General features: G+C 35.5%; 25 protein-coding genes and 1 pseudogene. 20 read left to right on the top strand and 6 right to left on the bottom strand.

Features of this window, described 5'->3' with window-relative positions; genetic code table 11:
• The first annotated feature begins 226 nt into the window (after positions 1 to 226).
• The 4 genes from JNO66_RS21020 (at position 227) to JNO66_RS19945 (ending at position 3,857) form a co-directional block, all read left to right on the top strand.
• Positions 227 to 592 carry a MerR family transcriptional regulator gene (locus JNO66_RS21020; protein ID WP_203090967.1) on the top strand — a complete coding sequence of 122 codons (366 nt, stop codon included), beginning with the start codon at positions 227 to 229 and terminating at the stop codon, positions 590 to 592.
• A 4-nt stretch (positions 593 to 596) separates the two neighbouring features.
• Positions 597 to 1,508 (top strand): DUF2268 domain-containing putative Zn-dependent protease, encoded by a 912-nt coding sequence (locus tag JNO66_RS19955; RefSeq protein ID WP_203090966.1) that lies wholly within the window; start codon positions 597 to 599, stop codon positions 1,506 to 1,508.
• Between the two features lie 154 nt (positions 1,509 to 1,662).
• Complete coding sequence (locus tag JNO66_RS19950) at positions 1,663 to 2,898, top strand: DNA polymerase IV (protein ID WP_203090965.1); 1,236 nt, start codon at positions 1,663 to 1,665, stop codon at positions 2,896 to 2,898.
• Between the two features lie 269 nt (positions 2,899 to 3,167).
• Entirely contained in the window at positions 3,168 to 3,857 is a 690-nt protein-coding gene (locus tag JNO66_RS19945) for a hypothetical protein (protein WP_203090964.1), read from the top strand.
• Between the two features lie 407 nt (positions 3,858 to 4,264).
• Here JNO66_RS19945 and JNO66_RS19940 read toward each other — a convergent pair whose 3' ends face one another.
• From JNO66_RS19940 to JNO66_RS19925, 4 genes are all read right to left on the bottom strand, one after another.
• The gene (locus JNO66_RS19940) at positions 4,265 to 5,080 is read right to left on the bottom strand and encodes an ATP-dependent DNA ligase (RefSeq protein WP_210340963.1); all 816 of its coding nucleotides are present in this window, start codon (positions 5,078 to 5,080) and stop codon (positions 4,265 to 4,267) included.
• A 475-nt stretch (positions 5,081 to 5,555) separates the two neighbouring features.
• Positions 5,556 to 5,768: a hypothetical protein gene (locus tag JNO66_RS19935; protein WP_203090962.1), complete on the bottom strand. Its 213-nt coding sequence runs from the start codon at positions 5,766 to 5,768 to the stop codon at positions 5,556 to 5,558.
• Between the two features lie 31 nt (positions 5,769 to 5,799).
• Positions 5,800 to 6,378, bottom strand: a complete 579-nt coding sequence (locus JNO66_RS19930; RefSeq protein ID WP_203090961.1) for a nucleotidyltransferase domain-containing protein — start codon at positions 6,376 to 6,378, stop codon at positions 5,800 to 5,802.
• A 32-nt stretch (positions 6,379 to 6,410) separates the two neighbouring features.
• The gene (locus tag JNO66_RS19925) at positions 6,411 to 6,977 is read right to left on the bottom strand and encodes a tyrosine-type recombinase/integrase (RefSeq protein ID WP_203090960.1); all 567 of its coding nucleotides are present in this window, start codon (positions 6,975 to 6,977) and stop codon (positions 6,411 to 6,413) included.
• Positions 6,978 to 7,220: 243 nt separating this feature from the next.
• On the opposite strand from JNO66_RS19925, the gene JNO66_RS19920 reads away from it, so the two are divergent.
• From JNO66_RS19920 to JNO66_RS19900, 5 genes and pseudogenes are all read left to right on the top strand, one after another.
• A complete protein-coding gene (locus JNO66_RS19920) occupies positions 7,221 to 7,931 on the top strand; it encodes a DUF3800 domain-containing protein (RefSeq protein ID WP_203090959.1) in 711 nt (236 codons plus the stop codon).
• A gap of 996 nt (positions 7,932 to 8,927) precedes the next feature.
• Entirely contained in the window at positions 8,928 to 9,536 is a 609-nt protein-coding gene (locus JNO66_RS19915) for a hypothetical protein (protein WP_203090958.1), read from the top strand.
• Between the two features lie 12 nt (positions 9,537 to 9,548).
• Complete coding sequence (locus JNO66_RS19910) at positions 9,549 to 10,004, top strand: hypothetical protein (RefSeq protein WP_203090957.1); 456 nt, start codon at positions 9,549 to 9,551, stop codon at positions 10,002 to 10,004.
• 513 nt (positions 10,005 to 10,517) lie between these two features.
• Positions 10,518 to 10,748: pseudogene (locus JNO66_RS19905) on the top strand (DUF2089 family protein); the annotation flags it as partial.
• Positions 10,749 to 10,835: 87 nt separating this feature from the next.
• The gene (locus JNO66_RS19900) at positions 10,836 to 11,126 is read left to right on the top strand and encodes a hypothetical protein (protein WP_203090956.1); all 291 of its coding nucleotides are present in this window, start codon (positions 10,836 to 10,838) and stop codon (positions 11,124 to 11,126) included.
• 103 nt (positions 11,127 to 11,229) lie between these two features.
• Here the strand turns inward: JNO66_RS19900 and JNO66_RS19895 are convergent, their stop codons facing one another.
• Positions 11,230 to 12,480, bottom strand: a complete 1,251-nt coding sequence (locus JNO66_RS19895) for a helix-turn-helix domain-containing protein (protein ID WP_203090955.1) — start codon at positions 12,478 to 12,480, stop codon at positions 11,230 to 11,232.
• Positions 12,481 to 12,692: 212 nt separating this feature from the next.
• Here JNO66_RS19895 and JNO66_RS19890 point away from each other — a divergent pair, with 212 nt between their 5' ends.
• The 7 genes from JNO66_RS19890 (at position 12,693) to JNO66_RS19860 (ending at position 20,759) form a co-directional block, all read left to right on the top strand.
• A complete protein-coding gene (locus JNO66_RS19890) occupies positions 12,693 to 12,905 on the top strand; it encodes a mersacidin family lantibiotic (RefSeq protein ID WP_203090954.1) in 213 nt (70 codons plus the stop codon).
• A 31-nt stretch (positions 12,906 to 12,936) separates the two neighbouring features.
• Positions 12,937 to 13,152 carry a mersacidin family lantibiotic gene (locus tag JNO66_RS19885; protein ID WP_203090953.1) on the top strand — a complete coding sequence of 72 codons (216 nt, stop codon included), beginning with the start codon at positions 12,937 to 12,939 and terminating at the stop codon, positions 13,150 to 13,152.
• Between the two features lie 116 nt (positions 13,153 to 13,268).
• A complete protein-coding gene (locus tag JNO66_RS19880) occupies positions 13,269 to 16,415 on the top strand; it encodes a type 2 lanthipeptide synthetase LanM family protein (RefSeq protein ID WP_203090952.1) in 3,147 nt (1,048 codons plus the stop codon).
• A gap of 215 nt (positions 16,416 to 16,630) precedes the next feature.
• Positions 16,631 to 16,903: a response regulator transcription factor gene (locus JNO66_RS19875; protein ID WP_203090951.1), complete on the top strand. Its 273-nt coding sequence runs from the start codon at positions 16,631 to 16,633 to the stop codon at positions 16,901 to 16,903.
• A gap of 15 nt (positions 16,904 to 16,918) precedes the next feature.
• Positions 16,919 to 19,084, top strand: coding sequence for a peptidase domain-containing ABC transporter (locus JNO66_RS19870; RefSeq protein ID WP_203090950.1), 2,166 nt, complete (start codon positions 16,919 to 16,921; stop codon positions 19,082 to 19,084).
• Positions 19,068 to 20,552, top strand: coding sequence for a S8 family serine peptidase (locus tag JNO66_RS19865; RefSeq protein WP_203090949.1), 1,485 nt, complete (start codon positions 19,068 to 19,070; stop codon positions 20,550 to 20,552). Before JNO66_RS19870 ends, JNO66_RS19865 begins: the two co-directional genes overlap by 17 nt.
• 15 nt (positions 20,553 to 20,567) lie before the next feature.
• Complete coding sequence (locus tag JNO66_RS19860; RefSeq protein ID WP_203090948.1) at positions 20,568 to 20,759, top strand: hypothetical protein; 192 nt, start codon at positions 20,568 to 20,570, stop codon at positions 20,757 to 20,759.
• A 56-nt stretch (positions 20,760 to 20,815) separates the two neighbouring features.
• Here JNO66_RS19860 and JNO66_RS19855 read toward each other — a convergent pair whose 3' ends face one another.
• Complete coding sequence (locus tag JNO66_RS19855; RefSeq protein WP_203090947.1) at positions 20,816 to 20,974, bottom strand: hypothetical protein; 159 nt, start codon at positions 20,972 to 20,974, stop codon at positions 20,816 to 20,818.
• A gap of 164 nt (positions 20,975 to 21,138) precedes the next feature.
• Between JNO66_RS19855 and JNO66_RS19850 the strand changes: the two genes are divergently transcribed.
• The 4 genes from JNO66_RS19850 to JNO66_RS19835 all read left to right on the top strand — a co-directional run bounded on the left by JNO66_RS19850 (position 21,139) and on the right by JNO66_RS19835 (position 24,170).
• Positions 21,139 to 21,573, top strand: a complete 435-nt coding sequence (locus JNO66_RS19850) for a hypothetical protein (RefSeq protein WP_203090946.1) — start codon at positions 21,139 to 21,141, stop codon at positions 21,571 to 21,573.
• A 111-nt stretch (positions 21,574 to 21,684) separates the two neighbouring features.
• Entirely contained in the window at positions 21,685 to 22,569 is an 885-nt protein-coding gene (locus JNO66_RS19845) for an ABC transporter ATP-binding protein (protein ID WP_203090945.1), read from the top strand.
• Between the two features lie 2 nt (positions 22,570 to 22,571).
• Positions 22,572 to 23,780, top strand: a complete 1,209-nt coding sequence (locus tag JNO66_RS19840; protein ID WP_203090944.1) for an ABC transporter permease — start codon at positions 22,572 to 22,574, stop codon at positions 23,778 to 23,780.
• A gap of 171 nt (positions 23,781 to 23,951) precedes the next feature.
• Positions 23,952 to 24,170, top strand: coding sequence for a lichenicidin A2 family type 2 lantibiotic (locus JNO66_RS19835; RefSeq protein WP_246483381.1), 219 nt, complete (start codon positions 23,952 to 23,954; stop codon positions 24,168 to 24,170).
• Positions 24,171 to 24,319: the final 149 nt, after the last annotated feature.

The raw sequence follows: 24,319 nt of genomic DNA, 5'->3' as shown, positions 1-24,319 counted from the left end.
CGGTAAGTGGACAGGCTAACGTTGTTAATACAAGAATCAGGGAATGATGTGCTCAATCACACCCTGGTTCTTATTTTTCCTTTCCGGCATTTTGTTTTTCTAAGTTAAGCTCAAAATATATTGTTGAACATAGAAATGTTAAAAGAAGTGGCTATCTTGGCCTCTTCTTTTTATTTTGTGATTGACTCTAACGTAGCGTGATACTTTACTCTTTAAATCAGAGGAGGTGAAGGTCCTGTATACAACAGGTGATCTGTATAAACAAACTGGGATAACTGAACGATCTATACGGTACTATTCAAATTTAGACTTATTAAATACCATAAAGAATAATAGAGGACAATTAGTTTTAGTACAGTCAGATTTGGTTAATTTAGTTCAAATCCTTGTCTCAAAGATATTGGGATATAGGTTAAAAGAGTTAAAAGGTTCAACATTTCAAATGAATGATTTAGGAATTGAATTACATCAGAAGATCGCAGACCTTGAGAATATACTAATTCATTTAGATAACCAGGAAAATGATGAAACACTACTAAATACGTTGTATTTACTTCATAGATTTAATATTAAATATTTACCACAGAGGTGATGAAATGAAGTATGAAATAATCAATTCATTAGATCAATACAGAAATATATTAACTTTTGCTACGCATGAAGAAAGAAAGAAGTATTTTCGTTATACTATGATGTCTCCGCTTAAAGAAATGTGGAATCTTATCAATGTGCCAATCAAAGCTAAACAAGACAATGGTTACGACGTATTGATGGCTACAGGAATGTTAGGTTACATAGATATTATGGATGACTCTCATATCAGAGAAGGAATTTCTTTATTAGAAGCAAACAGCATTTTTGATACAGCAGAAAGTTCATTGAAAACCTGTATAGAAAAAGCTAATAAAGCTAATTTGAAGGTTAATGCTAATGAAATTATGTTAGGCATTTACCTCGCAGATTCGAACAAATTAAAGTTACAGAAAGGTTATACAGGTTTTGGCGGGATACCTGGTTATATTACGATAAATATATATCCAAATGAATATAATATACCGAAAGTTCCAGCTGTTATTGCTCATGAATTTCATCACAATTTACGCTTCTCTTATTTTAGTTGGGACCATGGAAATGTAACCGTTGGAGAGTATCTTGTTATTGAAGGACTAGCAGATTCGTTCGCAACAGAACTTTATGGTATCGACAGTTTAGGACCCTGGGTAACCAATATTGATAGCGAGGATTTAGAGTATTCCATCAAGGTAATTGAGGATGCTTTAAATGTAAAAGGATTCGCGGAAGTAAGTAGTTATATGTTTGGTGACGAGATCGCTAAACAAGAAGGTTACGCACCGGTTGGTCTTTCTTTTTGTGCTGGATACGCTGTAGGTTACGAGGTTGTACAGTCATATATGAAAAAGAATAATAAGACCATTTACGAAGCAACGTTAGTTAGCAGTGATGAAATTATTAGAGATTGTGGCCTATTTTCTTTAAAGAGGTGCTAAATGCCTCTTTTTTTTCGCCCAACTAATTAATTTCACATACCGTAATAATTATATAAATTACTTTCTGACTCTCTAATTGGTTATAATAACCACTTTTAAGGGAACGTATATTCGTATATACTATAGAGAAATATGTGACGAGGTGTACGATAATATGAGTGAGGTTATTTTTTTAGTGGATATGCAGAGTTTTTACGCCTCCATTGAGGTGGCAAAACATCCTTCTTACGAGGGAAAACCACTCGTTGTGTCCGGTGACCCAAACAGACGAAGCGGCGTGATCTTAGCAGCGTCAAAAGAAGCCAAGAAATTTGGGGTTAAAAACGCAGAACGTCTTTGGGAAGCGCAGCAAAAATGTAGTGATTTGATTATCGTCCCTCCTCATATGCAAGACTACATCGATGCGTCGATGGAGATTACCAGGATATTAAAAGAGTATACCGATCTCGTCGAACCCTACTCAATCGATGAACAATTTATGGATGTTACCCACTCCAACCATTTATTCGGTGGCTATATGCAAACCGCAAAGAAGATTCAACAGCACATATGGGATACCATGCGTGTGAGAGCTAGGGTAGGGATTGGAGCCAATAAAATCTTGGCCAAACTTGCTTGTGATAACTTTGCGAAAAAGAATGAGTCGGGTATTTATGAACTTAAAGCCGATAACCTGGAACAAACCCTTTGGAAACTCCCTGTTGAGGATATGTTTGGCGTAGGGAGCCAAATGAAAAAACACTTATACAATCGAGGGATTCGGACCGTTGGCCATTTAGCCAATACCGATGTCGAGTTCTTTAAGAAACGTTGGGGGATACATGGCCAAGTCTTATGGATGAGTGCCAATGGGGTCGACTATTCGCCTGTCAAAATCTCCACACACGATGGCCAAAAAGCCATTGGTCATGGAATGACGCTTCCTTATGATTACGCGACGCGTAAAGATATTTGCGTGGTGTTACTAGAGTTGTGTGAGGAAGTGTGTTTGAGAGCGCGAAAAAACCACGTTCAAGGTTCGACGGTTTCATTAAGTGTTGCTGGAGCCAGTTATGAAGTGAGAACCGGATTTCACCGTCAATTCACGATGCCCTATGCAACGGATTCTTCCTTAACGTTGTTTAAATATGTCTGTCAGTTGCTCGATCAATTTTGGGACCATCAGCCTGTACGTAGAGTCGGTGTATCCTTATCAAAGTTTACAAATGGCGACGCGGTACAACTTGATTTATTTGATCACCAGCAGCAACAAGACGATCGACAGCTTGGAGAGGTCATGGATACGATCAAAGCGAAGTTTGGTAAGACCTCCATTTTACGTGCCTCTTCCTTGCTTCCAGCGGGTCAAGCATTGGAGCGAGCGGCGAAGATCGGCGGTCACTATAAATAAAAAAGGAAGAAGGAAGCTAAAAGAATAGTTCCCTTCTTCTTTTAGATTAATAACGTATTAACCCTGTGAATATAGACCTAAAATAATAATATTTCACAACCTATATATATCCAATTAGATAAATCATGCAAGATTACAGATACAATCGCCCAGGTAATTATACAGACTTTATCTTTAATTCTAATAAATTCAATTTTTTTTAGAATTAAACGTTTAGAATTACTTATTAAAGGTTAGTCAGACAGTAAATCTGAATGGGAGGGATTTACATGGATGTTAGAAATAAAAAGTTATTTCTATTTTTGTTTGTTGTGACGTTTGCTTTTGCATCAGCATTTTTACTGAACGGTAATACTGGTCAAGCTGCTGGAGAATCAGATTCAGAATTTTTGACGGAGCTACATGTAGAACCACAGGATAATACAATCCCGATTAATGAGAACTTTCATGTAGAATTGCCCGAAGGGAACTATAGCGCAGAGCAAACATCAGAGGGAGCAAAGGATATTGTTAGAATTATCGACAATGAAACAGGGGAATTATACAAGGAGATTACCATTGAAGAAGAATTGCAATTAAACAATTTTGGTGCGTTAAACGAATCTTTTTTTGTGGCCACTTCATCAACTACCCACAATGGACTCACAGTAACACTAAATTGCAGATTACTTTTATATCAATCTGGTTCTTTCGTACAAATTGAAAATGTGGATGATGTTTGGTGGACTACTGGGGGAGGAGCACACACGCTACAAGCTTCTAATACAGCTTATACTCCAACTAGCTTCCCTACACAGCGTGTTGAAGCTACTGGTCAAACAACAATGCAAATTGAAATTGATGTAGATTTAAGCGCAGAGTTTGAGGCGGCCGGTTTCACTATCGGAGCTGGGGCTGGATCATCAGTATTTGCTAGAAAGACTGTAAATGATAGCTTGGTGTATAGTACCGAACGATAGGTATATCAAAGAATAGTGTCCCAACGAGCTTTATTGCTTGTTGGGATATTGTTTTATTACTTTTACTATTTAAAGATTAGGGTATTGATTTATAAATATATAATATGGAGGAGATTTCATGGAGCTTAGAATGGATTCACTCATTAGAACTTTACAGGATCACTTTGAATACTTTAACATTATACTCACGATCTTCCTTGTGCTTTACGCAATAAATACTGGCATTAAAGTCTTAGAAATGTTCAAGAAAAGATAAATTGAATCAAATGCACGTATCTGTACAATTGATATACATTAGCCAAACTGCTTCTAATTCCGGAGTTTGGCTTTATTTATTATGGACTAATGTATCATTGTCCACTTGTGTTACTGTGTTATTGTAGTATTTTTATAAGTAATCCCTGACGCTAGTTGTCAGGGGTTACTTCAATTAAGACCGGAATACATAGCAACCCTTTTTTCGTGAGGTTACGGTATTTCACCCGACATGGCAGCGGGTCGATTTCAACATAGTTTGTATCTTCTTTTCTTACTTTTGCTAAAGAATAGAGGCTTTTACGCAGCGGAATACTTGCGTGTTCAATCGTACCTAAATAATGGCCTTTTTCATCGGTAACAACTAAACCAAACTCTTTTTTGCGTAGTTTTGTGACCAAGACATCACGGTACGAATAATTAATAATCTTATGCCAGGCCTTACTTCTTGTATTGATTTTATAGACCGAATTAGGGTCTTTTACAACTATGCCTTCCAGGTCCATTTCTTTTACTAATTGAAAGTAATTTTGAGCCTGTCCGATTACAAAGTTATGTGCAACAAGGGTTTGCTGATTTTTAGGGAGAGAAATGGCCACTTTTTCTTTGCGCTCGTGTAGCGGTTTGGATGTCATGCGTTTGTACTGGTGGTAAAGGCTATCAAAAGCCACAAATTGGAGAGGAACTTGATGAAAGAGCTTCTTAGAACGGGACCGCAGCTGTAAGGATTCAAAGTCCGGCTTGCCTTCATCATCCAGGGCAACAAGTTCCCCATCTAGCATGGTTCCCTCTTCAATCTCATGTTCCAAGAGTTCCGGATACATTGTCGTAACCTCGTTTTGATGCCTGGTGTACAGTCTTGTTTTTCCTTCAAAGCGGCTCATAATCATTCTATGGCCATCGAGCTTTAATTCTGTGATGCACTCTATATCGTTATCCGGTGGTACCGGTAAGGATTGTAATAGCATAGGAGATTTAAACAATATAATCACCTTCCTTCCTATATTATATAATAAATAAGGAAGGTGAACGGTGGTAAGTAATACCGTATCTTTTGACTCCCAAGTATATTAATGGTAAATTTTAAACTAAAGTATGTCGCTCATTCACCAAGCGACTAATAAACGGTGGGATTCATCATCGCAAACCCCTTACGCGATTCATAAAATGGGGGCCGGAAGGTATATCGCTTGCTCACCAGGCGATCAATAAATCGGTGGGATTGAATATCGCGAACCCCTTATGCGATTCATAAAATAGGGGCTTGTAAGTATCATTAAATGATGTCGCTCATTCGCCAGGCGACGAATAAACCGGCGGGATTCATCATCGCAAACCTCTTATGCGATTCATAAGATGGAGGCCTTTAATGAAAATCAATAAAAGCAGCAACGGTTTTATGCCGTAGCTGCTTTTTTAGTCCTACTATATATAGTGATATCCTTACTCTTCAAACACTCGACTCATAGATATTTTCCGATATAAAGCGATCACTTTTCTGTTGTTACTCTCCCATTCGGGGTTCTTAAGCATAGGTATTTGATACTCTCCTTCCATATAAGTCATGAGCATGGAAAGTTGATTTGTTTTAATATTCTCCGGGCGATTCGAATGAATGATTTCCTCATATCTTTGATTCAGTTCTTTTATATCCATTGAATTGATGCGCCTCCTTGTAAAATAACATTTAATAAAGATGCTTGTGTATTTGATACTCGTTGTACAATAGCCAAAGGTTTTTTTTATTTATAGACTCTTTTGTAGATAAGACATTTAATAATTTCTTAAAACCATCAGCATGATTTTTAAAATCATTTATTCCTGCTGAAGCCATCATGTTATTAAAGCTACTTTCAAACCTTTCAGATTTGCGTACATAGTATTTAAAGTTCATGACCCATAGTTTCATAAGATGAATCCATTTATCATTTTTAAAATCATCTTTATTATAGAATTGCGCCTCATTGTTAATGATACCTATATCAATGAATTTAAAGGGGGTCGTATTTTCAAAGTACATAGATACCAAGAACTTATTTGGCATTAAACTATTAGCATAGTCATACCAAAGTGGTGAATATTTTTCACATAAAAAATAAGAGATTCTTAATAAAGCTTTATCTGCGGGTTCGTCTAAGACATGAACGACTAAATCTACATCAGAGTATTTATCATTAGTGTCGTTGCTATGGCTACCAACAATATCTACGGTGCATACGAAATTCAAGCTAGATATTGATTGTATAATCTGATCGACATGGTTCATTAATAGAGTTCCCTCCTTTTATGCTGTGCTTCTCACAGCATGAATGATTTTAAATTGTTTTCGACCTCTTCTTCCAGGATACCGATATACGTCAAAGTGACTTTAGGGTGCGAATGATTAAAAATCATTTGAAGCTCGGCCACGTCTTTAAATTGCTTATAGTGCCAATAGCCAAAAGTTTTTCGCATCGTATGCGTTCCAACTCCCTCCAGAATATCGGCCATATCTCCCGCCTTAATCAATTGGCGATAAGCTTGAACCCTTGAGATCGGATTTTCTCCTTTTCGACTTGGAAACAACCAGGCGTTTTCCGGAAGAGATTCAACATACTCGGCCAACTCGTCATAAACGTTCGATAAATAGATGGTACGTGGCTTTCTCGTTTTTCCTTCTCGGATTGTGACCTTTTTCTTTCCTTTAATATCGGCTACTTTTAACCGCAGTAAATCCCCAACCCTTAAACCCGTATTAATGCCTAAAAGGAAAAGAATATAATCGCGCTCTGAACAGTGACGTTTGAGCGACCATTTCATGTCTTGGATTAATTCAAGCGATCGTAACGGCTGCACATTCTTAATTTCGTCTGCTTTTGAAGCCATAATTGTTACCCCTTATAAATCAGCGTTTTGAATGTAACTTATTTTAGTCTTTTTAGTATAACACAGACAAAAAGAAAAAAGGCTATAAATTAGCCTTTTCTAATGTAACAAAATAAGTATTTTGTTACATTTGTTCGATTGCTACAATAACACAGTAATCTCATTTCATATTCATGAAACACTGTATTACCTTTAGTGTTAAAATGGTTCATATTGACAACGTTTATTTAAAGGAGAATTTTAATGTACATATATTTAGATGATTCCGGAAACATAGATTCAGAAAATGGCCCACTTTATGTATGGGCCGGTTTTTCTATTGAAAGAGGGTTTAAACGTTTACAAGATAATCTAGATGAAATTTTTAAAAATTTTCCTTATAAAAATGGAGAACTTAAAGGTAAAGATGCTACCCCTCTTCAAAAGAAAGCAGTATTTGAAAAATTAATGGAATGGGAATCCCTAAGGATTTGCTATATAGTGGTTGATAAGCAGTTAGTAACTGAAAATCAAAGAAGTTTCACTGAGGCTACAGCACGTAACAAAGAGCAAAGCGAAAACTATTTTTTAAGCAAAGTGATCAATAGAATTATTGAAGAACCTTACTCCCAAAGAGGTAGACGAGCAATTATCTCTATTGATGGTTCTCCAGCTAGAGGAAATGAGTCTAAAACAAGGCTGCATGAATATCTATCCCTTCGAGTTAATTTCCCAAAGTGGAACAATCGATTTAATTGGAATAACTTCGATATAAAATATAATACTCAAAAGAATGATAGACTTATGCAAACAGCAGATTTTTTGGCAAACTTCATTTTGGAGTACTATAAATTTATGTATTACAAAGATCAAAGACATCCTAATGACGTTCGTAACAATTTAGAATTGTACCACTTAATCCAACCAAAAATTTACCATAGAGTACTTGGAATGCCTAAAACTTCTCTTATATAATTGTTTTTTTTCTTTAGATCGAGTAAAATAGGCTTGTACCTGAAAAAAAAAGGTATAAAGAGAGCATTAGCATCTTATACTAAAGACGACAGACTAAATCCAGTGTAAAGAATGATTAGCACAGCTGTGCTTAAAGTCCTCTTCAAAGACCTTCTTTATAGGGTGCTGTCAAAGCGCGCGAAAATTTTTGTTCTGAATAACAACACAACACGTAAGGATAAGTCCAGTGAGAGATTTGAGAACGCAGCTGTGTTCACGCCGCAAGGCCAACTCTAAGGGCACTTACGTGTAACTAGTTAACTCTTAAACCATTCAACAATTGAATGGTTTTATTTTTGGTTTTACTACTTACTCATAGCCCTGATTTTTATCCCAAGCATCCCATTTAATAAATTAAATTTAGTTAATCTTAGCAAAATTAAGTGGCTTCTTTCATTATTTTAATTATCTTGTTGTATTTAAGGCGACTGAAAACTTTTCCTGTGTAATATTGTAATTGGGATTTACTTACCCTTCGTTTGTGAAAGTTCCCAGGTAACACTTAGTGAATATCTATCATTCTTAGGAGTCGTGATAGGAGCGTTAAATTTAGGACTTTCATTCTTAACTTATATAAGAAAATAAAAAATGTTATCTATGATCTCACTCATAGATAACGCACAGATGATCTCTTATCATTCTGAACAACAAATTAAAAAAGATTGTCTTACATGTAACAATCTCGATTCACCAACATACACGGCCATGTATGTTGGTTCTTTGTTGTCTATAATTAAAAGACTTAAAATCAAATTACTTATCCCACTTATCTTGTTTATCCCGTTTGATTTATTTATCCCTATTTTCCTTTAACAATAATACAAACTTATCTATGTAAAAATTTGTATTATATTAAGGATATTTGACGATTGAAAAACCTTGTAAAACAAAACTATGAATATATAATAAATCTTGTAAGTAGTTTACAAAAAATTGAATATCGGAGGGATTACTGGATTGAAAAAGTTAAACTTTTTTTGGTTGTTGAGTGTTTTAGTAATTTCATTTTCTTTTTTCGCAACTAGTAACCATGCAGCTGCAAGTACAGACCAAAATATTGATGGTTTCTTGACTGATGAAGAGGTCGAGTCTCTAAACGAAGAGTTGCAAGTACTAGTAGAACAAGCCAACGAGCAATTGGCTAAAGGAGAAAATGAAGTTAATTTATCTTCTGAAAATCTTGAATTAGTATTTTCTGAAGCACCTTCCACTAATGGGTTTGGAATTCAATCAGTTGGTTCAACAAGTTATCAAGCTTATGTTTCTAACACAAAGGGTTTTAACTTCACTCATGCAGTTAGTGGCAAGTTTTCCTACAATAAAGATAAATTGACGGCTGTATCTTATAAAGCTGATTTAACGGGGAAAATGTATGATAGATCTTCTACAACATGGGTGACTGGAATGGATGGAACTGTTGGTAGCGGCGCGAAAATTGCGCGAGTAACTAGTCAAGGTTCTTTTAAGGCTGCGAAATACTTTAAAGGCTACTACACAACACTAATGGTTGATGTATTTGCTCCTACCAAGAGTTATAAGATTGTTGAAGCAAAAATTACTAGTTGATAAGGAGATATAATGAAAAATTTTATTGCAAAAATATTAGTTTCAGTTTTTGTCCTTTCGCTCTTTATTGGTGCATTCTCACATATGGCCGAAGCCAATGTGCATATTACTAATTTCACTGGAACTACTAGCTCTGCAACTGATAGAATGCCTTCTCCAAAATTTCACCATTTCTATTCTTCTAAGCCTAAAGTACAAGTGAAAATTAAGGTGGATGATTGGGTAATAAACAAAGGTAAGAAGAATGAGTTAAATGTTCAATTACAAAAAGACAACGGTTTATGGTGGTCAACAGTTGAAACAAAAAAACTAACTAATAAAACGCAAGTCTCATTTACCGTCAATAAAGGTACAGGTGATTATCGACTTAGAGTTGCGGATACTAATGAAGTTACTGGATACGATAAACCTCCATTAGTAAAACAAAAACAAACTAAATACTCGGGTAGTGTGACTGGGTTAGATTGATGAAAAAACCGATGTAAACATACATCGGTTTTTCTAATTTATGAAATCAATAAAGCAAAAAATGTAGAGATTAATGAAATTATTAAAGAAGCTAGAAACCACCGCTTTATATTAGTTCCTGTCTTAAAGATCAAATCAAGAATTCCATTTAAAACAAAAACAACTATAAAAACCATAAAAAAGACATACAAATAACCCATTCAACCTGCCCCTTTTTTTTGGTCGTATTTTCTTCGCATATAATCAGTTTTTAACTTTATAAATGGCGAATTTATTAGTAATTTGTTATCTCTATTATAAAGACATAGTCATTTAAAATCAATAAATTTTATCCCATTTATCCCTTTACTCTATTTTTTTAAAATGGTATACTTTATATAGAAAGAAAAGCAAGAGAAAAGTTTACCTTATATCAAGTGTTTCCATTTTATTTAATTCTTTTTTCCTTCGTTCAGAAAGGGTTTTTCTGCCAGTGATCCATCCTGAAATAAGAAATGCCAAACCAAGTAAAAGTTCATTACGAATTCGGGATCTTTAAAAGAAATCGCTAAGATATATGAGGTCTCTTATCCCACGGTGAGAATTAAGTTAGATAGATTAATTGAGAAAATAAAGTTAAATGATTCTGTAGATAATGAGGAATTTATTCAATTTATCAAAAAACTATCAATAGATGATCGAATTAATTTGGAAGAAGCAAAACTAATTATCGATAAATATAAACAAGAAAGGAATGATAAATAATGTTTGGTTATGGTATTTTAATAATTAAGTATGTTTAATGAGTTAGCAGTTAAATAAACCAGCTAATTATATTCGAGGTGAAATAACATGGCACAAGATCAACCGTATGAAGTCAAATCTACTTCAAATTCTCTGAAAAATCCTCAACGAAAAGAAGAAAAGTCAACTTTACATTTTAGACGCAATATCAAACTTCCTGATAATGTTTTTTATCGTTTAAAAGCTCTACAAAATGTATTACCTTATAAGCAATACGAACTGATTGAGAAGATGATAAATGCAATGGTCGCGGATTTAAGTGAGCGAGATCAACAATATTTTATTGACCAGTTAGCTAAGATAACAGCTATTGAAGAAGAAAAGAAACAAGGTAAATGATTGGGGTTTAGTTTGTTTACATTTTATAAAAAGGCAGGCACTTCCACTTAAGAAGTGCCTGCCTCTTGTTTATGTTCTTTAAAAACTAAAGTGTTCATTGTATTCAACTAAGGGCGATTTTATAATATTTAGCAGCCATTTTATACGCGCGAGCTTCATTATAATGATCTGCTAGTTCTATACTGACTTCCTTGATTAGTAAGGGATATTTACCTTCTTGTGCTAATTGAACAGCTTGTTGCATTTCCTTCTCATACGAAGAGAAATCGAACCTTGTTTTGTAAATTTGAGAACGTAAATGAAGAAGATGGATGTGCATATTTGGAAGGTGGAATTTACTTGTTAAAGAAAACCCATTTTCCAGATAATCATTAGCTTCTTCCCATTTTTTTTGTTCGATACTTATCTCAGCAAGACACTTAATTGCATAGATTGTATTTTCTTCTCCCGATAATTCGTCAATTCGTATGCTATTAAAGTAATGTTTAATGGCTTGGTCGTATTTTTCTAACTTATGATAAACTCTGCCATAGTTATATTCTAAGATTGGCTTATAAAACTCTTCTCTGTAATCAAGAGAAAAAAGTTTTAATTCGTCTAATACCTCAAGGGCCTCAGTATATAAACCATTTCGATGATATTGTATGGCTAGTTCTGTTAATGTAAATCCGATACCCAATTTAAAATTTTCTCTTTTAAAAATATGCAGAGCTTTTTTACTATATATCCTAGCAAGCTCTAAGTCCTCATCCATTTTCGTACGAATTGAAGCTAAGTTGAAATAGGCTTTAGCTTCACGAAGTTGATCATCATCTGTCGGTAAAGATCGGAGATGTAGATCTGCATACAGCAAAGCTTCTGTATAATTTTTTGTGAAATGAAAGTACTTAGAAAGACTATTAAAGTAGTTAGATAACTCACTATCAGATCCTGTTAGATTATGTGAGATGATATTTTTTGCTTGTTCTACGAATGGTTTAGCCTCGATAATATCTGAGTTTATATGGTAAGAAATCAATACATAGAAGATCTTAATTAGTGAGGAATTAGAATGGGTTTCTTTAGTATGCAGTTTTAAGAATGATAAATCCTGTGGATTAATGTTTTCTTTTTCAAAATAATCGTTATATATCCTATTAATTTCTGGTTCTATATTGGTTCTATCCATGTTAATCAAAAACTCTGGCTCTACATTTAAGACCTTTGCTACTTTTAGTATAAAAGAATAAGACGGTTTCGTTTTACCGCTCTCTATCTTACTAATATATGTATTTGAACAAATACCCTTAATTAATTCAGTTTGAGTTAATCCCTGATGAATGCGTATTTGGCGTATTCTTTCTCCGATCTCCAAGTTCTTCACTCTCTTCGTCTCAGTTTAGCAAGGCTTCATCTGAAAAGTAGAAATTCACCTATTACAGTAAAAAAAACGTAATTATAGATAATAATATCTCAATTATACAACATTCCGCCATTTTGCGAAGTATTCGAGTATTAAGATTCGTTATATTATTCAGTTAGCAAGTAAGCACAATCAAAAATTTAAATGATTAGGGGATGAACTTAATGTCAAAAGAAGAACAAATTAAAGCGCTCAAAAATCCTGAAAACCACGGGAAGGTAGAAAGCCCAGTAGGAAAAACGTTAAACGAACTATCACCGGAAGAATTGGCAGGAATTCAAGGGGCTTCGGATGTGAATCCTGAAACAACGCCATTATGTGTTGCCTATTCAGTAGGAGCAACCATCGTCTTTTCGGTTAAACATTGCAGAGGATAATAAACTTAAAAAATTATTGGAGGTATGACAAATGACTAACAAACAAATTATTGACGCGTGGAAAAATCCAGAAATTCGTGAGGCGATTCAAAAAGTACAACCCCATCCTTCTGGAAAGCCATTTAATGAACTAACTCTTGAAGAATTATCTGAAGTACAAGGAGCTTCTGATGTTGCTCCTGAGACAACACCTGCGTGTGCAGCGGCTATTGCTACCGGTATGCTATTTTCTATCAAATTTTGCTAAATTACATAACAGTAGTGGAATCAAGGGTTCCACTACTGTTCATACAATTGAATAGAATTGAGAATGTCTATGAAAGATCCTAGACATTCTCAATTCTATTAATAAGGAGTGAGGACATGAAAAAAGTTAAAAAACAACTTAATTTTGAAGAATCGGTCCATGCATTATTTAGCCATGAAAGAAGAGAAGTATTAGATAATCAAGAATTTGACTCAACTCACGCCATCACTAAATGGCGCAGTCGAGTCTCTATGAACTCAGATTCGATGTTCCAAATAAAATTAAAGAATATGGGTTTAACCGAAAATATTTTTGGTGAAGGAATTATTCCCTTAGAGGAATTAAAACTAACAGATGAACAAGTTAACGAACTCCAGTCTTTATTAAAGACAAAAATGAATACTTCTTTATTAGCTGAAGGATTCAAGCTTTCTGAGATGAAAGTAGACACCGACCAGCCTTTAGATTTAGGATTCTTTATTCATCCATTTCTAGTGTATATCTCAGATAGGCTTGATAAAATGTTTGAAAGCATTCATGCAAAGCTTAAGGTAAACAAAGATAGACTTAAAGAGACATTTCTATACGCAATTGGAAGCCAGTTGTTGACCCAAGCTTCCAGATCAATTGTTTTAGAGATGCACATATCTAAATTAAAAGATGAACTTTATGGTGAAACAGGAGAAGAAAGATTTCAATCATTTATCCGCGAGAAAGCCTTAAATTCGTCTGAACTCTTAAAGTTTTATGAAGAATATGCAACGTTATGCAGAATTCTTACACTTCGTAGTGAATTTTTCCTTGAAAACACAGAAATTGCTTTAAGAAGATATGCTCATGATTTTAAAGAGATGTCAAAAACATTTAATCTAAAGAATAATAAGTTGGAAGCAATTGAATTTGGTCTTGGTGATACTCACCAAAAAGGAAAGACAGTTGGTAGATTTGTCTTTGATGATGGTAAAACGATTATATATAAACCAAAAGGGCTATCAATCTCAATTAAATACCATAACTTATTACAGTGGATTGCAGATAGAGCAGAATTTCCAACACTAAAACCTTATAAGATACTTGATTTCGAAACACATGGATGGGAAGAATGCGTGCCTTACAAGAGTTGTAATTCTGAAGAAGAAGTAAAAGATTACTTCAGACGTTTCGGGGTATTATTAGGCCTAATGCATTCAATAAAAGGTGCAGACTTTCACTTAGAAAATATTATAGCCAGTGGTGATACTCCTTTTATTATTGACCACGAGACACTATTCCATCAGAGTCCGAAATTAGATTTACCAGAGTCGGTCGAAGTCGATTTAAAATATGAACAAGCTAACTCAGTTGTCGGAACCGGATTATTACCTTTTGCTATGTTTAAGAACGCTGAAGGGAAGGGCGTTGATCTTAGTGCTCTAAATGGAAAGGAACAAGACCTGCCTTTCAAAGTGTTACAACTCGAAAGTAATATGACAGATGATATGAAGTATACGATGCAATCAAGTAAATTTTATGGGGCTAATAATCTAACGAAGTTAAATGATGAAGTCATTAACTCTAAGGATTATGTAGAGGACATTTTAACTGGTTTTGAGGACATATTTAGATTCTTTATGGATCATAAAGAAGAAATTTTAAAGACAAATGGGCCTCTTGAAGAGTTTAAAGGCGAAAAAATTCGTGTAGTTGCACGAGCAACCCAACAATATTTTAACTTCCTGAACGAATCTAGCCATCCAGATTACATGAGAGATGCTTTGTATTTAGAAAATTTATTCGATCGTTTATGGTTTTATCCGTATATGGACAAACGAATCGTCCCTTATGAAATTGCTGACTTAATAGAAGGAGATATACCGTTCTTTAACTCGAAGGCAGATTCAACAGACCTCTTTGCGAGTAACGGGAAAAGGATTCCAAACGTCTTCGCTCAAAGTGGATATGCACTTGTGATTGAAAGAATAGAAAAATTCAATGAAGACGAATTAAAAACTCAACTTGATTGGATTAGAACATCTATAGCAGGTGTGAAAGAAGAAACGTCTTCTCAGATCAATTGGGATGAAAAGCTCGTACCAGAAAAAGTAGAAGATCAGTTTTTATCAGAGGCTAAATTAATTGGTGATGAAATTTTAAGCAAACTTCGCTATTCAAACATTAAAGGGAAGTTATCAGCGTCTCTACTTTGTTTAGTACCAAGTGGGGAAGACTGGACAGTAGCCCCGGCAGCACAAGGGCTTTATGAAGGATTAGGAGGAATATCTTTCTTCTTTCAATATCTCTACAAAGAAACGAAAGAGGAGCGGTACAAAGAAGCCGCAGAAGCAACATTACGAGCCGCAATTTCACCAATGAACATCAATCGAGGATTAACTTCAGCTTTCTCAGGGGATTATTCTCTTCTATACCCGCTCATACATTTTCATAAGAATTTCCGGAGTGAAGAGTTTAAGTGGAAGATCGATGATATTAAAAATGGCTTAAGAAATAATGTACAGAACGATGAAACATTTGATTATCTTGGGGGGGCTGCAGGTGTTGCTCACTTATTAATGAACGCCTATGAATGGACAGGAGATCAAGAATATCTCGAGATCGCTGATCTTTATGGTGAACACCTTGTAGCACACAGTCATCCAATTGCACAGGATAGAAAAGCATGGCCGTCTAATGGGGTAGCAAAATATTTGGGTGGGCTATCTCATGGTACAAGTGGCATTGCTCAGACTTTGTATCGTTTATCTTTATTTACATCAAAGTCAAAATACGTGGAAGAAGCAGAAGCAGCTCTAAATTTTGATCAATCTCTTTTTAACGTCAATGATGGTGCCTGGCAGGATAATCGTGATTCAGAGGACACGTATGTACATAATTGGTGTCATGGATCTAACGGTATAGGACTAAGTAGAATTGTTATGTCCAAGTTTGTTAATAATCAATTGCTGGAGCAAGAAGCGCGTCAAGCAATAAATAATGTTAGGGGTAAGGGATATAGTGCAGATGATTCACTATGTCACGGAAACTTTGGAGACACAGAACTATTGATACAAGGTAGTATCTATTTAAATGATGATCAATTGATGCAAGAAGCTAAAAGAAAGGGATATAACCTAATTTTGCAGAAAGAAGCACGGGGGATTTACCAAGTTGATGGTCCTAAAGGATTTATACAACCAAGTTTATTCACTGGACTTTCTGGTATTGGATACCAGCTTATAAGACTTTCAAATCCACAATCAGTACCAGCAGTTTTACTATTAGCCTAAATACAATAAAGAAAACACTCTTAGTAGGTCTAAGAGTGTTTTTTGCGTTTGAAATTTTAATAATTACCATAAAAAGTATATTTAGTTTAAATAGACATCCATTTATTAAGATTTTTGTAGTGTTTTTTCGTTGTATTTTACTTATTCTTTTCACCTTCTCTTTTTCCTTATAGTAAGTGTAGAAAGAAACTTAACTATTCATGGAGGAAAAATCTATGGGAATTAAGGAACTCAGTAACAGAGAACGTGATGTAGCCGTTTTAGTCGCTAAAGGAAAAAAGGATGTAGAAATAGCAAAAATATTGTTCATTAGTCGGAGGAGAGTGGGGGAATTGATTTTCAATATTAAGGAAAAATGGAGACTAACTTCTCGAGTTGAAATTGGCATTGGCGCTTACTACTTTGGTTGGCTCAATGATCGACTAAATGAGGAAGCTGTAGCACATCCATTTTATACAACAACACATATGGAAAAAGTTCAAACTTAGAAGGGGGAGGGTTCCATGGCTAAAAGAGTTCCTTTTATTGAACAAATGGAGCACAGCGAATGTGGATTAGCCAGCTTAGCAATGGTGTTTTCATTTCATGGTAAATATGTTCCATTAGCGGAACTAAGAGAGAAATTTGGTGTTCCCAAGGGTGGGACTTCATTGTACCAATTAAGTATCATAGGCAAACATTACAACTTAGATGTTAAAGGATTTAAAACCAGTAAAGAAGCCCTTGAAGATATGCCTTTGCCGGCTATTATTCATTGGGAGAACAAACATTATATTGTATTAGAATCGATTTCTAAAAACCATATTAAAGTGGTTGATCCAGCATTAGGAAGACGAAAGATTAACCATAGTGAGTTTGACGAAAAATTCACTGGCTTTGCGCTTTGTATTACTCCTACCCAAGACTTCGTGAAAGAGAAAGGTCCATCACATATTAAGTTCTTTTTATCTTTTGCTTTAAGCAAACCAAAATTAATTGTCTTTATTCTTTTTGGATCCTTAATGTTGCAACTATTAACTTTAGTGGTGCCATGGATGACAACTTGGATAACTGACAATATTGTCATCCCAAAGAATGGGGATGCAATGAGCTCAATAGGCATAGGTTTGTTCGTCTTATTTATTGGATTTCTAATCCTTTCCTGGTTTAGAGGATATTTAGTCGCGAAGCTCCAAACCACCATAGATAAGTCACTAATGGAACGATTTATAGGTAAATTATTTAGTTTACCTTATAACTTTTTTGAAAACCGTTCGGTAGGTGAGTTGTTGTTTCGAGCAAACTCAAATGTCTATATCAGACAAATTCTATCTACAAAAGTCATTTCCTTCTTAATTGATGGGATCTTAATTTTTACGTATCTAGCGGTAATGTATCGATACTCAGTTGAAATGGCCACGACGGTTTTGTTGATTGGTATCGCTGTGTTCCTATTATTAGTAACAAGTACAAAAGTATCAAAGAAATTATCGGATCAAGATGTATCAGCACAATCAAAGGTTCAAAGAATTTTATCAGAAAGTATAAACGGAGTTAGTGATGTGAAGGTCATGGGTCTTGAAAAGATGGTGTTTTCTGAATGGAGAGGACTTTTCCATACTCAATTAAAGAGTGCTGAAAAGCGAGCGATCTGGGTTTCATCCATTAATACCGTAGCATCTTCCGTACAATTTATACTACCTGTGTTCTTATTATGGTTTAGCAGTTCAGCCATTCTTAATGGCTCTATGACCTTAGGAACTGTACTTGGATTCAATGCATTAGCTATGGCCTTTATCACACCAATTATATCGATTGGCAGTGGATACGGTGAGCTAACGTATTTAGGCTCATATCTACAGCGATTGTATGATGTCATGCAAGCTAAATCTGAGGTAAATGACCAGGAAGAGTTAGAGGGAAGTCAGGCGCAGTTTAAAGGTGAGATTGAATTTGAGAATGTAACCTTCCGTCACAATCACTTTAGCGATTTAGCCGTTAAAGGTTTGAACTTTAAGATTGAAGCAGGTGAAAAAGTAGCTATCGTTGGATCTTCTGGTTCTGGAAAAAGTACTGTTGTAAAGCTTCTTTTAGGGTTATATGCGCCTACTTCAGGAGCAATCAAATTCGATGGAAAAGATAGTTCAAAAATTAACCTATCTTCTTGGAGAAAATCGATGGGAGTTGTATTTCAAGAGGCTCGCCTTTTTAATAAGACAATTGCCGAGAATATTACAGCCCAGCGACCACACATACAGAAGTCTAGTGTTATGGAAGCTGCTATAAAAGCTAACATACATAAGGAGATCATGGATCTTCCTTTGAATTTTGATACAACGGTCTCTGAATTTGGTGCAAATTTTTCCGGAGGTCAAAGGCAACGATTATTAATCGCTAGAGGGTTAGTTGCTAAACCACCTATTCTCATTCTGGATGAAGCAACGAGTGCTCTAGATACGCTGTCGGAAAGTGTAATTGATAATGAACTTAATTACATGTCATGCACCAGGGTTGTCATTGCTCACAGATTAAGTACAGTCCAGAACGCGGATAAGATCATCGTAATGGATAACGGCCAGATAGTAGAAGTTGGAAATCACGAAGAATTAACAAAAGAAAAAGGATACTATTTTAACTTATGTAAAGCTCAAACTTTGATTGGAGAGATTGAAAATGAACGTACGGCTTAAAGCAAAACCATTGTTAGTTACATTATCATTAGGCACTATTTTTAGTATAAGCAACCCCTCAAATGTGGTTGCTGAGTCATCAGATGAACTGGATTTAGAGAGAATCTATTTGTTTCAAGAAGGTGAGAGTCTAGATGGAGTTGTAGAGGACATTTTAGAGATGAATGCAAGTACAACCGTTGATCTAATTGATGAAATATCAACGATAATGGTCAAGTCACCGACTGAAACTGATGAAGCAGCCATTGAGGAGCTTATTCAAAATAAGTACTCAACTGTACTTGAGGAATCAGGATCAGTTCAATCAATCGATTACGGTGATATCCAGCCAACGATTTTGAACTCTTTTCCTTCTAGTGACTTGAGTCAGTTTAATGGACTTGAGAAGAATGCCTCATCCATGTTTAGTATTCAAACCATAGAAGAGGAAGACGATGATGAATCGTTATATAAAAGCTGGTTATGGGATATTGACCTTGTGACAAATAATGGAGCAAGTTACGAGATTGAAAGCGGCAGTCATGATGTAAAGGTTGGGATTGTTGACAGCGGGATTGATTTTAATCACCCAGACTTGAAAGACAACATCATTTCGCCAGGAGTATCGCTAATTGATGGGATTACAGATACACAAGATTACATGGGTCATGGGACCATGGTAGCCGGATCAATTGCTGCCAACGGAAATTTAAAAGGGATCGCACCTAACATTGGTATAGTCCCTTATAAAGTGTTCCATACTGGGAATGCAAGCACTAGTGACGTGATTGAAGCGATCGTAGTGGCTGCGAACGATGATATGGACGTTATTAACTTAAGTCTAGGAGTATACAAATCTTTAAAAGATAAAGAGGAAAAGGCGGAGTTTAAAGCGTATAACCGTGCCTTAAAACATGCGAAAAAGAAAAATAGTTTTGTGGTTGCTTCGTCTGGTACAGAGTTAGTAGGGCTTGATCTATCAAATGCCAAAAAGTTAGCAGAAGCCAGAGGATTCCCAGGTGATAAACAACTTCATATGCCTGGCGGCCTAGATGATGTATACACAGTGGCAGCGACTAATAAAGAAAACATCTTAAGCGATTACTCTAATTACGGAAAGAATGTATCCGTAGGGGCTCCTGGTGGAGATTATGGCCCCCTAGCGGACCAAGGATTGTATGATGTCAGGCATATGACTCTTACTACCTATCCAACGAATCTACCTCAGTCTGAGATTAGCGAATATGCGGGCTTTGACCCAGGGTATGAATTTATGATCGGAACGAGTTTAGCGGCCCCAAAAGTTTCAGCAACTGCAGCTGTTGTCATTGCTAAATATAAGGAAGTGCATGGTAAAAACCCATCTGTAAAAGAAATAACGAAGATACTAGATAAGGGCGCTACGAAAACAGATTCTAAGAAACGATTCGGATCTGGGATTATAAATGCATATGATTCTCTTGAATTAATTGAGAAAAAGAAAAAATAAATGGGAGGAATGACTATGAATAAGTTTATGTTTGGCTTCTTAAAGAAGAAAGAAGTAACCAGAAAACACCAAGGTCATACATCAATAGAACTTTCGGATGAGGAAATGATGGGGATTGAGGGTGCTTCCAACGATTTTATTGATCACTTTTACGAGCAGGACCGAGTCAAAGGGATACTCGATCCAATCTATCAAAAAACTTTATAGAAAGAAAGAAGTCATTCAGTTTTACAACTGAATGACTTCCAAAAAAATAGTTTTAATTACAAGTGTCCATTGTGAGATCTATCATCATCTAAAATATTAATTTCGCCGTCAGATGCCGACACAAATGCTTTTTCAATAGTAGCAATATTCGTTGAAGCTACGTTAGCGGTTAAAAGAGAAGCAAAGATAGTAAGAGTTACAAGAATGTTTTTCATGATTATTTATCCCCTTTGTTTGTTGTTTTCTTCTTGTAACTAGCATACTGCGATTGGAATGTTTAAAAAAATAAGTAAAAATATCTCTTTTTTTCCTAGTAAAATTCTATTTTTAAACACGTCTTTTTACCCAACATGATTGTAATAGAAAAGGAGGAATATAGTTGGAGATCGCATATCCTTTTAAGATTTATAAAAATATTCAAGAAGAGGTGGGCTTAAAAGAACCTTTAGTTCATATTAATACGCTTGCTCAAATTTGTTTTCGCGCTTCTTCACAAGCACCAGATTACCCCGTACCACAGCTCATACTCTTAGATGAGAGCGTGGTAGAAGGTGTGAATGAATCTGGAGCATTTGAAATAGATTTTGCGAACAACTATCTAAGAAAGCTAGAGAAGATTAATTCTGTTCATTCCAATGAAAAGGGTTATAGGTTAGGTCTATTTTATGAAGGAGAGTCAAGTAACTCCCTTCATCCAATTGCTAAACACTATGAAAAAGCCATTCTTCTACACGGTGAATTAAAAGTAACGCCTCAGAGGAAAGTTTTTCCTTCAAGTACAAAAGACGTAATTATACAATGGATTACCTTATAAAGGAGCTGAAATGATGAAGAATCTACTTTTATTAGGGTTATGTGCATTAAGTGGTGTAGTTCTTGTGGTAATGTATAAAACATTTTTCTAAAAAGAGGAGAGAGAATAACCATGAACCTAACAATTAATAAACTAGATAAGAATTTTGGTCCGTATCATGCGGTTAAAGGTCTTTCACTATCAGTAAACCAGGGAGAGGCCGTTGGTCTCCTTGGCCGTAATGGAGCTGGAAAAACAACGACAATTCGTATGATCTTAGGGCTGTTAAAACAAGACGCGGGACAAATTCAGTGGGGAGGAAAAACATTCTCTCGAGATGAAGTAAAACTGGGGTATCTACCAGAAGAACGCGGATTGTACCCTAAGATGAACATGCTTGATCAATTAATCTATTTTGGTCAACTTGAAGGAATGAGTAAGCGTGCTGCTAAACAAGAAAGCTTGAAATGGATAGATCGACTGGGGATCAACGAGTACATCAAGAAAGATACAGGAGACTTATCAAAAGGAAATCAACAGAAAGTACAGCTTATCGCTGCTGTGATCCACAATCCTGATCTTATTATCCTAGATGAACCGTTTAGTGGACTGGATCCAGTGAATGCACAAATATTTGAGAGTGTTATTGAAGATTTAATCGCAGAAAAGAAAACCATGATCTTTTCAAGCCATCGGATGGAGAGTGTAGAAAGATTCTGCGACAAAGTGTATTTAATGAAGCATGGAGAGGTTGTCCTTTCAGGTTCAATTAATGAGATTAAGAGTCGATACGGTGTTAAGTATGTAAATATTGAATCTTCAGAGCCCTTAGGAGAACATTTGACTGTGTTAGACAAAGCATTTATTAGAAAAGGGAAAGAATATCAAGTTCAAGTGAGCACGATGGAACAGGGGTTACATCTGATTGAACGATTAAAGAGCCTGGCAGATATTCGGAAAATTAATATCGCAGATCCCTCTCTAAATCAAATTTTTATTGAAAAGGCAGGGGATTAATCATGAAAAGTTTTTATTTAGTCTTTAAACAAGCGTTTCAAGAGCGTGTAACATCAAAATCTTATCTCTTAACCACACTCTGTTTAATAGCGATCTCAATTTTAGTCATTTCTCTTCCTACACTCCTTGAAAACATCACTTCCACAAAGGAAGAAGAAGTAGTGGTTGTCCTTAATACGTCGGACATTCAAGTAGAGAATCTTGAAGAACAATTGACAAGTTGGTCTTGGAAGGAGATACAGGTGGACCAAGTTGACTCTTATAAACAAGAGGCTCAAGAAGGCAATATTCTAGGTGTATATGTAGTAGATGAAGGAGCAAGTAATTATGAAGTGAACTACTTTTCTAAGAGCAATGCGGCTGAATTAAATTCGGAACTAGCAATGTTTCTTCAATCCATGAACATGCAACGTATATCTGTTGATAACCAACTATCAGTAGCGGATCAACAAGCACTCTTTGTTCCAGTTGCAATGGAAAGAGGAACATTTACTGAAGAAAGTCAGGTATCAGTCCTGATAACGTATCTTATGCTGATGTTTATCCTGATGGCTGTCATGATGTATGGAAATACAATCGCTACCGGTGTCGCATCTGAAAAAGCGACAAGAGTTATGGAAGTAATGGTGACAAAAGTTCATCCACTAGCGATGATATTCGGTAAAATCTTTGGTATCGCATTAGCAGGTCTTTTACAATTCGTTGCTTTCTTTGTTAGTGTAGGTCTGTTTCTAAAGTCGGGGATTGTAGAACCAGCTCAGAGCATTGGTGGACTTGAATTAAACCTTTCCGCCCTCACTATACAGCATTGCGTATTATTCTTTGTCTTCTTTTTGCTGGGGTATTTCTTATATGCCTCTTTATATGCTGTATTTGGATCGATGGTCAGTCGTCCAGAAGAATTAAACGGATCTACGACGCCGCTTACGCTTCTTTTAATGGCTAGTGCCTTTTCAGGTATTCTTTTCGTCATATCAGATCCGACTTCAACACTAGCAAAATACTTGTCGGTAATTCCTTTCACCTCGCCTTTTAACATGATTATTCTGGTTACTCAAGATGCGGCATCTATTCTGGATATCAGCATATCCATTGGTGTTCTTTTAGTCACAACCTTTGTGGTAGGGTACTTTGCAGCTAAAATATATCCAAAAGGCATTCTTCACTTTGGTGAAAGTTTAAAGATAAGCCAGCTTATTATGAGAAAATAAAAAACGAGAAGAGCAGCTTTAAACCTATAGAGTTTAAGCTGCTTTTTGTTTAGTTTATGTATTAAATTTAAAAATAAAATATCTTAGCAACTTTGCGAAGTATTACAAATGTTGTAATTAACTTAATATTTAAGTAAGCAATTTATGTTATAGAATAAGGAGATGAATAGAATGTCAAAAGAGGAAATGATTCAAGCTTTTAAAAACTCAGAAGCAGGCAACGAAGGTATTAACAGTCCAGTTGGCAAGAGGTTAGATGAACTATCACCTGAGGAGCAAGCATCCATTCAAGGGGCAGGTGATGTAAATCCTGAAACAACTCCGGCTTGTATTTATGGAGGAATTGCTATAACCATAGGTGTAGTTTCTGTTGCAAAGTGTAGAGGTTAAAAGAATAAAAGTATAAGTGCTATTTTAATATTCATTACGATTTATCTATAGCTAGCTTCAATTATGAAATAGGGAGATGAATAGAATGTCAAAAGAGGAAATGATTCAAGCTTTTAAAAACTCAGAAGCAGGCAACGAAGGTATTGACA

This window comes from Alkalicoccobacillus gibsonii (assembly GCF_016798245.1).
In the GTDB taxonomy this organism is placed as follows: domain Bacteria; phylum Bacillota; class Bacilli; order Bacillales; family Bacillaceae_D; genus Alkalicoccobacillus; species Alkalicoccobacillus gibsonii.
Note: the sequence above shows the minus strand (reverse complement) of the source record. Positions and strands in the feature narration are given on the sequence as shown.